This is a genomic window from Paenibacillus sp. FSL A5-0031 (assembly GCF_001956295.1).
Taxonomy (GTDB): Bacteria; Bacillota; Bacilli; order Paenibacillales; family Paenibacillaceae; genus Pristimantibacillus.
This window is the reverse complement of record NZ_MRTD01000021.1, coordinates 1-9,862: the sequence shown is the minus strand read 5'-3', so window position 1 is coordinate 9,862 and position 9,862 is coordinate 1. Positions and strand designations below refer to the sequence as shown.

The following is a 9,862-nucleotide window of genomic DNA, read 5'->3' as shown; positions in this document are numbered from 1 at the left end:
TTACGTTGAAAAAGATCATGTTTATGCTCGGGAATATCGCATGGTATTTAGGTATCTTCTACGCTTTGCTTTATCTTCTGCGATCAACCTATCAGTATGAAGCTACACTCAGCCTTGCCAAGTTTATGGATCGTAACCCGGCGATGTTCATGGCGATATTATTTACCTCCATTTTGCTCATCTATATGCTTGTTCTCCGTTTGAAGAGAAGCATATGGAAAGAGCAGAAGCAAACTTTGTTTCAAGTTAGCGGCTTCAAGAAGATCGGGGTCAAAGATGCCGGGTTGATGCTGGCTATGGGGGCAGCCGGATGCCTGTTTAGTATTGGTCTAATTGAAATTGATGTCATCGCTCGGCACTTTCCATCCATCCCCTTTCTCGTAGATGATCTCATTAGGGGAGATTCTATTTTTTACGTAATTTTGGGTGCGGGGCTTATTGCCCCCATCTATGAAGAAATTTTGTTTAGAGGATTAATTTATGGACAATTGCGTCAAGTGATGCCGCTGTATGCTGCGCTTATTTTGCAAGCATTGGTTTACGCCTATTTTCAGCCAAGCCTCAGCCTGTCATTCATTGGTTTTGGTTCTGGACTCATCTACGCAATATTGTATATCCGAATAGGGAGCCTGTTGGCGCCAATTATTGTACAAACCTCAGCCATGAGTTTTATTTTTATTACTAAATATGTTGGATGGCATGAAGCGATTAACGAATTAGGAGAACCCGCGTTGTATGTCCTAACGGCTGGAAGCCTGCTCTTCCTCGTAGGTGGAACGGCATACATTTGGCGCAGAGGGCTCGAAAAAGGTGCAAGTTCAGTACAAGCAGACCCGATTACGGTTGGAAGAGGGCGATAAGATGAGAAATTGGACTGTATCGATAGGGAGAGTTCTACTAGTCATCGGGTTGTATTTCGCTTGGTTTCTTACCGTTACCAAATTATTTTTTGAATATATCTACCCGTTAAGTCCTTGGTTTGAACAAAATACGCTTATTGTCATCATATTAAATGACATTATTGGTTTTCCGCTTATGTACTTTGCAATAAAGCTAATATTTAAACAAAACCTATTCAAGGAAGCCCGATTTCAAAAGATGGATGGCAGCGCTATTTCCTTGTCGCTATGGGTGGGTTTGGGTGCGGGGTTGTTCACTGTAGCATTCTCGCAATTGCCTGCGATCCAGTCCGATCAGTTCAAATTCCAAGAGTTATTCGAATATTTGAATCGGGCAGAATGGTATGTTTTCCTTGTTTTTCTATTGCTAGGCAACGTATACAAGGAAACGTTATTTAGAGGTTTACTGCTGAACAGTTTTAGAGGCGTTCTGCCTGTCACTCTTGCGATTTTGCTGCAAGGGTTATTATATGGCGTTCTATTCTTCTTTGGTGATATTCCGCTTTCCTTGTATGGGTTCCTTGGGGCTATCATTTTTGCGCTCTTGTATGTGTGGTTTGATTCCATCTGGGCGCCGATTGCCGCGCAGGTGGCTTGCCAAGGAGTTCAATACTTGCTCTGGCATCTAGGCCCGAAGAGTGACGATATATTCATATTGTCAGCTGTAATGGCAGTTGCAGGTGCGATGATTGCAACTGGCTTATATTTGGGCAATCGCCGCTTTCGCAAGCCATTCAGTCACGAAGAGGTCGTTCACACATGAGAACGTTAACTGTAATTAGTAAAGTTCTACTCTATTTAGCTATTTATATGTGCGTAGTTTTATTCACAAACTGGGCGTTAAACAATTGGATTCAAGATGCTGAGTTTAGTGCGTGGCTTAGCAATAATCCAGCGAGCTCTCTTATTGCAGCGAATACGATTGTGATCGCCATTTATTTGCCGCTGCTTCGCTGGCAAAACATTCGAATGCAAGACCTCGGCTTCGTTCGACCACAATCAGCAGCGATGGCTGCTGGGACAGGAATTTGGCTTGGTCTGTTCATCGCGGTGTTCACACAGCTTGGTTGGATCGCTGAGAATTTCCCCGAAATTGCTAATTTGGTTCAATTTGTTGCTGGTGGAGGGAATTTCTTCGTATTTGTGTTGAGCAGCTTATTGTTAGGTTCTTTGCTCGAGGAATTGTTGTTCCGGGGGATGCTGATCCATGTTTTCCGTCAACGCTTCTCCTCTGCATGGTCTGTGCTGCTGCAAGCTTTGTTGTTTGGAACCGTATTTATGAGCGTAACCATTGGTGCCTTCGCTGCTCTTGGAGCGATTATTTATGGTGTAATTCGCGTGACCACAGGATCGATATGGTCATCTTTGCTCGCGCATGTGTTCAGTACAGCAACCTTGTATGTCGTCTCTCATTTTATGAAGGATTCCTCTCCCGAAACTTTTCTTATTCTGTCGTTCATAAGCGGTATAGCGATTATTGTGCATTTGTATATATTGCTGCGTAGACAATCGGAGGATTTGAAGCGGCACAACAAAAGTATAACGAGTTAAATCAATGATTCATGGTAGTGATTACATTGCCACTGCAAACAACCGCAAAAGAGGAGTGTGCAGCATGTTCCAGTTGGATTTGTTGGAACCAAATCGCAATGAAAATGAAGGAGACGCAAGCAGTGACGCGGTGCTGGAAACCGTAAGCCAAGAAATTGCGATCATCGGCATTTCTGCCAAGCTTCCGAAGTCGGACACACATCGAGAGTTTTGGGATATGCTTCAAAATGGAGTGGACGGTGTACGCTCCTTCCCGCAGTCGAGGCGGCAGGAGTTGGAACCGTATCTTCGTCGCCTGAGCGCATTGTATGAAACCATTTCAATATTTGATGGTGCATATTTGGAGGATATCTCTTCCTTCGATTATTCCTTTTTTCGATTGTCTCCGAAGGAAGCTTCACTAATGAGTCCGAACCAGCGCATGTTTCTGCAGACCGCATGGAGCGCATTGGAGGATGGCGGGTATGGGGGCGAAGCGCTCCATGGCTCACGAACAGGTGTATTTATCGGTCATAACGCCGATGCGCTGCATGATTATAAACGTATTATTGAGACGGTAAATCCAGAAGCGCTCGCAATGGCAGCGCCAGGCAATTTAAGTTCAATGATCGCAAGCCGCATCTCATATCTCTTGAATTTGAAAGGGCCGGCACTTAATGTCGATACCGCATGCTCATCCTCTCTTGTGGCCGTCCATTTAGCATGTCAGTCCATTCGCAGCGGTGAATGTGATGTTGCTATCGCTGGAAGTGTGAAGCTCAATCTCCTTCCGATCGATATGGGCATTCGGCTTGGGATCGAGTCAAGCGACAACCGTGCAAAGCCATTTGATGACAGCTCTGACGGGACGGGTATCGGGGATGGTGTAGTCGCATTGCTGCTTAAACCGCTCGCAAAGGCGCTGCAGGATGGGGATCATATTTATGCACTCATTAAAGGGAGCGCTATGAATCAGGATGGCAGCTCCGTAGGCATCACTGCGCCTAACGCCTTGGCGCAGGAGGATGTCATTGTCCGTGCTTGGCAGGATGCAGCCATTGATCCCGAAACGATCATGTATTTGGAAGCGCATGGTACAGGAACCACATTGGGAGATCCTATTGAAATTGATGGAATTACGAGAGCATTCAGACGTTTTACAGACAAGAGGCAGTTCTGTGCGATTGGCTCGGTCAAAAGCAATATCGGACATCTCGATCATGCTGCTGGTATTACGGGGCTGCTGAAGGCAGTTCTTTCCCTTTGCAATAAACAGATTCCACCTACGCTGCATTATCGTTTCCCCAATCGCAAAATATCGTTTGTTGATTCTCCAGTGTATGTCAACGACAAGCTATCGCATTGGAGTGACGAGTTTGGTACGCGTAGATGCGGTATTAGCGCATTTGGTATGAGCGGAACCAACTGCCATGTTGTACTGGAAGAAGCACCGTCAATGTCAATGAATGATAGCGTTATGTTGGACGAGGCAGCGCATGCAGCTTATGGGGAAGAAAAAAATGAAGTTTTTTGCCTATCCGCCCAAAGCGAATCGGCTCTTAAGCGATCCATTATTAATTATCGTGCGTGGTTTGCCGATCAGGAGCAGCATGAGTGGCGCTTATCGGACATTTGCTATAGCGCGGCGATAGGTCGCGGACATTATCGATATCGTTTGGCGATCGTCGCCAAAAATGAAGTTGAGCTTAGAAATAGGCTGGAAGCCTTAGATGTTGAGCGGTTTCAAAACACGATGATGCCGAATATTTATTACGGCGATTCAAATGCAGTGCATACGGGAGGGAATGACGAGCGAAAGCAAAAGGAGCTCTTAGAGCAGGTTGTCCGCAGTAATCGGGGCAACGATGATACAAGTACACAGTTAGCTCAGTTATATGCAGCTGGTGCTAAAGTAGATTGGAAGGAGCTTTATCGTGATGAGAGACGCAGAAGGGTACCGCTGCCTGTATATTCATTTGATCCCTATCCGTGTTGGGTAGAGGAAGATGATCGCAGTGTTAATATAGTACCTCTGACAGAGATCAAGCATGAATCGGCAGTTAACCACGTGAGGCTGTGCAGTGAAGGTGCCGTCTCGGAATCGGAGCAAAGTGTCGCTAATGTATGGGGGGAACTGCTCGGTTATCGTGAGCTCAGCAATGATGCTAACTTCTATGAATTGGGCGGTGATTCGATCATTGCGCTGCGAATCGTTAATTCACTTAGTCAAAGCTGGGGGATTCGGCTAGAAGTGCAGCATTTGTTAGGACATCCCACACTTAGCGGGTTTGCTGGTGTTGTGGAAGAGCGGCGATTAAGGAGCGGTTCGCCAGAAACGGAAAAAGTAATTCATATGCCCCGGGTGGCGGAGCGGGAGTATTATACGATCTCTTCGTCGCAAAAGCGCATGTACTTGCAGCAAGCTGCCTCGCCTAGCGATAGAAGCTATAATTTGCCGGAGCTTTTACATATAGAGGGGGAAATTGATGCAAGCAGATTGGAAGCGTCTATTCATTCATTAGTAAAACGGCATGAGATGTTAAGAACGTCTTTCGCCATAGTAGACGGTGAAATTTGTCAATTTGTTCATACTGATGTTCACTTTTCCCTTCAGCGGCTGCAGGCATCAGAAGAAACGGTGCTTGAAACGCTGCATAGCTTGTTTACATCATTTGACCTGAGTCATGCGCCGCTGCTTCGCGCTGCTTTATTGACCGTTAACCCTGAGCGGCATGTGTTGTATTTGGATATGCATCATATTGCTTCGGATGGCTTCTCAGCAGGTATTTTGCTCAAAGAGCTTATGATGCTTTACCGAGGAGAGAGTCTTGAGCCGTTAACCTTGCGGTATATAGACTACGCTGCGTGGCAGAGAGAGGAACTGCAATCGGAGCGGATTGAGCGACAGAGAAGTTACTGGATGAAGCAATGCCAGGGGGAGTGGCCTGTACTTGAGCTTCCGACAGACTTTCCTCGTCCTCTGATGAAGAGCAATCGCGGCGAAACATTTGATATTTATGTGGATAACGAATTATCGGATAATCTGCGAAAGCTGGCAAAATCAACGGAATCTACGCTATTTATGGTGCTTTTATCGGTCTATTATACCCTTCTTGCAAAGTATTCTGGCGGGGAAGATATTGCTGTAGGCACACCGATTGCGGGGCGAGTCAACCGTGAAGCTGAAGCTCTGGTAGGGATGTTCGTCGGAACACTTGTATTGCGCGGGTATCCCGTGGCAAACAAACCGTTTACCCAGTTTTTAGAAGAGATAAAAGCAGCATCGACAGAGGCTTATGAAAATTCGGATTTTCCATTTGAAGAGCTAGCGTCCATGGTGGATCGGCGAGACAGCAGCCGCAATCCGTTATTCGATACGATGTTTATTATGCAAAATTTGAACATTCCCAACTACTCGAGTGAAGAATTGGCCTATCGGCATGAGAGGTTCCCGCATGGGACGGCGAAATACGATCTGATGGTTCAAGCCGTAGAGCAAAATGATGGCACCCTGCGATTGGTAGTCGAATATGGCAGGGACTTGTTCCGCGAAGAGACCGTAAGGTCGATGATGAGGCATTACGTTACGTTGCTAAGTTATGTAACGGACTATCCAGACCATACATTAGGCGAGTGTGAAATGTTGTCCCCTCAAGATTACAACAAGTTGCTGACGGAATTTGGCAGTCGTGCGTCTGCTTTCCCTAGCGCTCGCTGTATCCACAGCAGCTTTGAAGAACAGGCAAGGCGGGTTCCTGAAAGAGTCGCCGTTCAGTGCAGAGGGGAGTCATTAACGTACGAACAATTGAATGGGCGAGCAAATGCGCTGGCGCGCAAGCTTGTTCGCTGCGGTGTTGGCCCTAACAGCATTGTCGGTGTGATGGCTGAACGTTCGATTTCAATGGTGACAGGAATGCTTGCGATTATGAAGGCTGGCGGTGCATACCTGCCAATCGACCATCAATATCCGCAGGAGAGAATTAGCTATATGCTTGCTGACAGCGGAGCAAGTTTGCTCTTAGTAGACGATTCGGTTCATAGAAATGCGTATCCATCCGTTCAGGAAATGCGATTAACAGATGAAACGATATATGACGGGGATAAAAGCAATGTGGACGTATCCATTTCAGCAGATGATCTTATGTATGTTATCTACACTTCGGGATCTACTGGGCAGCCGAAGGGGGTTATGGTTCCGCATCGCAGCTTTTATAACTTCAGCCATTCGTTGAAGCTGTTTTATGACGGATATTTTGATGAAAGAGATCGCTGCTTAAGCCTTACCAATATTTCGTTTGATGTGAGCGTATGCGAGCTGTTTATGCCTTTTATGTTTGGCGCGTCCCTTGTCCTTTATCCAAATCCCAAGCTGCTTGACCCTAGAGAGCTAGCTAAAGTAATAGTAGAAGAGCAGATAACTTTTGCTTATATTCCGCCGACGCTGCTTCGGGATGTGGCGCAATCGTTGGAACAATCGAGGATGACGATCTCCTTGGACAAGCTGCTTGTTGGCGTTGAACCAATAAAAGATACAACGCTTGCGCTTTTTGTTCAATTAAATCCGAATATACGAATGGTTAACGGCTATGGTCCGACTGAGGCAACAATCTGCTCCAATATGTATGTGTATAAATCAGCTGCAGCCAGCGGCGTTAATGTGCCAATTGGCGGACCGATGCATGGCGTCGCGGTTCATATTTTAAATTTTGGAGACAAGCCTGCACCGGTGGGATCGGCTGGGGAGCTATGCATCTCCGGCAGCGGCCTTGCTGCTGGGTATGTTAATAAACCGGAATTGACCGCGGAGCGGTTTGTTGAACACCCGCTGCTGCCTGGCACCATCATGTACCGTACTGGTGATTTGGCTAAGTGGCTGCCAGACGGAAATGCGGTGTATTTAGGCCGGATGGATGATCAAATCAAGCTAAGAGGCATTCGGATTGAGCTTGGAGAAATTGGTGCGCAGCTTCTAAGACATGAGGCGGTAGACGAAGCGGTTATCATCGCTCATGAGGATCAAGCAGGCGATAAAAAACTTTGCGCATACATTGTTGTGAATCAAACAATAGGTGCTCAGGATTTAAAGAGCTTTTTGAAAAACAAAATGCCAGACTATATGATCCCTTCGTTTTTTATGGAGATCGCTGCGATACCGTTAACACCTAATGGCAAAGTGGATCGCAAGGCGCTCCCAGAACCTGTTTTACAGCAACGAGTCGTTGCTGAGCTTACTCTGCCGCGAACCTCGCTGGAGGCAGAGGTGGCTGAAATATGGAGAGATGTACTCGGCATTGAGCAAATTAGTATGTATGATGATTTCTTCGAGTTGGGTGGACATTCCCTGAAGGCTGCGGTATTGGTAAGCCGGATTCAAGCTAAATTCCATGTTGAAATGCCGCTAAGCGTCGTATTTGAACGACTGTCTGTTGCGAGTATGGCTGAGTGGCTGGCAGGGGGAACGCTGTTAAATTCTGAGCTGGGCATCGGAGGAGCTATCATTCCACTGCAAGCAAATCGGGATCATTATCCAATGTCTCCTGCACAGAGACGCCAATATATGATCGAGCTCATTGCCGGACAATCGACGATGTATCATATTCCGTTTGTGCTTCACATCTTAGGTAATCTGGAAAAAAAGAAACTGGAAGCCGCGTTTACTGCACTAATTACGAGGCATGAGAGCCTGCGAACATCATTCCACTATGTGGGTGAACAGTTCTGTCAGCGAATTCATCCTGCAGAGCCATTTGAGCTAACGGAAATGGTTATAAAAGGCGAGCAGGCTGATCTATGGCAGCGCGCGTCATCTGCAATCGGAGCAGATGTGAGGATCAATGAATTAATGGCCCAATTTACAGATCCATTTGATCTCGGAAGCGGTTCACTGCTAAGAGTCGGTCTTGCTGAATTGGCAGAAAACCGTCACTTGTTATTGCTGAACATCCATCATATTGTGACGGATGGGATATCGATGAGCGTGCTCATAAAAGAGTTGGTCGATTTATACAACGGGCAGGCATTGCCAGAGCTGACGGTGCAATATCGGGATTATGCAGTCTGGCAGCTGGAACGATTAAGCGGTGACTATTACTCGAAGCTGAGGCGTTATTGGCTGGGCATGTTCTCGGACGAACTCCCGGTGCTTGATCTGCCTGCAGACAAGCAGCGTCCGGCGGTTCAGCGTTTTGAGGGCCGAAGGTATGCTTTTCAGCTAAACGAGGAGCTGGCATATCGGGCGCGGCAATTGGCAAGGGAACGAGGGACGACGTTATATACGCTGCTGCTTAGCGCTTATACGGTTCTCCTTGGGAAGTATAGCGGACAAGAGGATATTATCGTGGGTACTCCCGTAGCCGGACGCAATCACATTGATGTAGAAAGGCTAATCGGCATGTTCGTCAATACGGTCGCCATTCGTTGCCGCCCGCAATTCGGAATGACGATTGGCAGTTACATTACTGAAATGCACGGGAATGTGCTGCAAGCGCTGGAGCGTCAGGAATTTCCGTTCGAGGATCTTGTAAATCAGCTTGATATAGAACAGGATTTAAGTCGCAATCCCCTATTTAATACGATGTTTATATTGCAAAATATGGAGCAGCCAGCAAGGCAAGCGGGGGATTTGATCTTCGAGCCACAGCCGTACGAAACCGGATTCAGCAAGTTTGATTTGTCGCTGGAAGCAGTGGAGACGGGGAAGGGGATCACATGCTGCCTTGAGTATGCAACCTCCTTATTTCATGAGAGTACGATCGAGAGAATGGCCGCGCATTTCTGCACAATCGTTAAGGAGATGACATCAAGCGAAGGGTCTAGGAGAACGATAGGTGAGCTGGAATTAGTGGATGAGGCAGAGCGATTGAAGCTTTCTTCGCCGTTAGCAAGCGCTGCTGATAAAGCGGAACAGAAGGGCAATGACATCGCGGAGAGGGTAGGAAAAGTACTGCTCGGTGAAACAAACGTGATTGCAGAGATGACTGCAATGGAAGCACATTTCTCTGCATCCACCAAAGAGCATCCCTGCTGGATGAGCATCATGGAAGAGATAGAGCGGCAAGCGGCAGAAACGCCGCATGCCGCTGCGATTTTATTTGGTTTGGAGACGCTCTCGTATTTCGAATTAAATGAGCAAGCGAATCGTCTTGCCCATACGCTTCGCAGCCGCGGGGTAGGACCGGAGCGAATCGTAGCCTTGATGGCAGACCGTTCACCCCTGTTGATGATCGGAATTCTTGGCATTTTGAAAGCGGGTGGCGCTTATGTCGCTATTGATCCGGCATATCCTGTTGAGCGTATTCAGTGGATGCTGGAGGATTGCGGCGATCAATGGCTTCTGACAGAAAGGAAATATGCTGGGTTTGTCATAAATGCGTCAGAAGAATGGTATTTGGATGATGTTGATCTGTATAACTCGGAACGAGGGAATCTGGAAA

General features: G+C 47.0%; 4 protein-coding genes. All 4 read left to right on the top strand.

Annotation, left to right across the window (positions count from 1 at the left end; genetic code table 11):
* Window positions 1-5 precede the first annotated feature (5 nt).
* The gene (locus BK120_RS27900) at window positions 6-860 is read left to right on the top strand and encodes a CPBP family intramembrane glutamic endopeptidase (protein ID WP_076270777.1); all 855 of its coding nucleotides are present in this window, start codon (window positions 6-8) and stop codon (window positions 858-860) included.
* A gap of 1 nt (window position 861) precedes the next feature.
* On the top strand, window positions 862-1,662 hold the full coding sequence (locus BK120_RS27895; protein ID WP_083682550.1) for a CPBP family intramembrane glutamic endopeptidase: 801 nt from the start codon (window positions 862-864) through the stop codon (window positions 1,660-1,662).
* A complete protein-coding gene (locus BK120_RS27890; RefSeq protein WP_076270776.1) occupies window positions 1,659-2,450 on the top strand; it encodes a CPBP family intramembrane glutamic endopeptidase in 792 nt (263 codons plus the stop codon). The genes BK120_RS27895 and BK120_RS27890 overlap by 4 nt, the downstream gene beginning before the upstream one ends.
* Window positions 2,451-2,514: 64 nt before the next feature.
* Window positions 2,515-9,862, top strand: a 7,348-nt coding sequence (locus BK120_RS27885; RefSeq protein ID WP_076270775.1) for a non-ribosomal peptide synthetase, incomplete at its 3' end; no start/stop codon positions are given.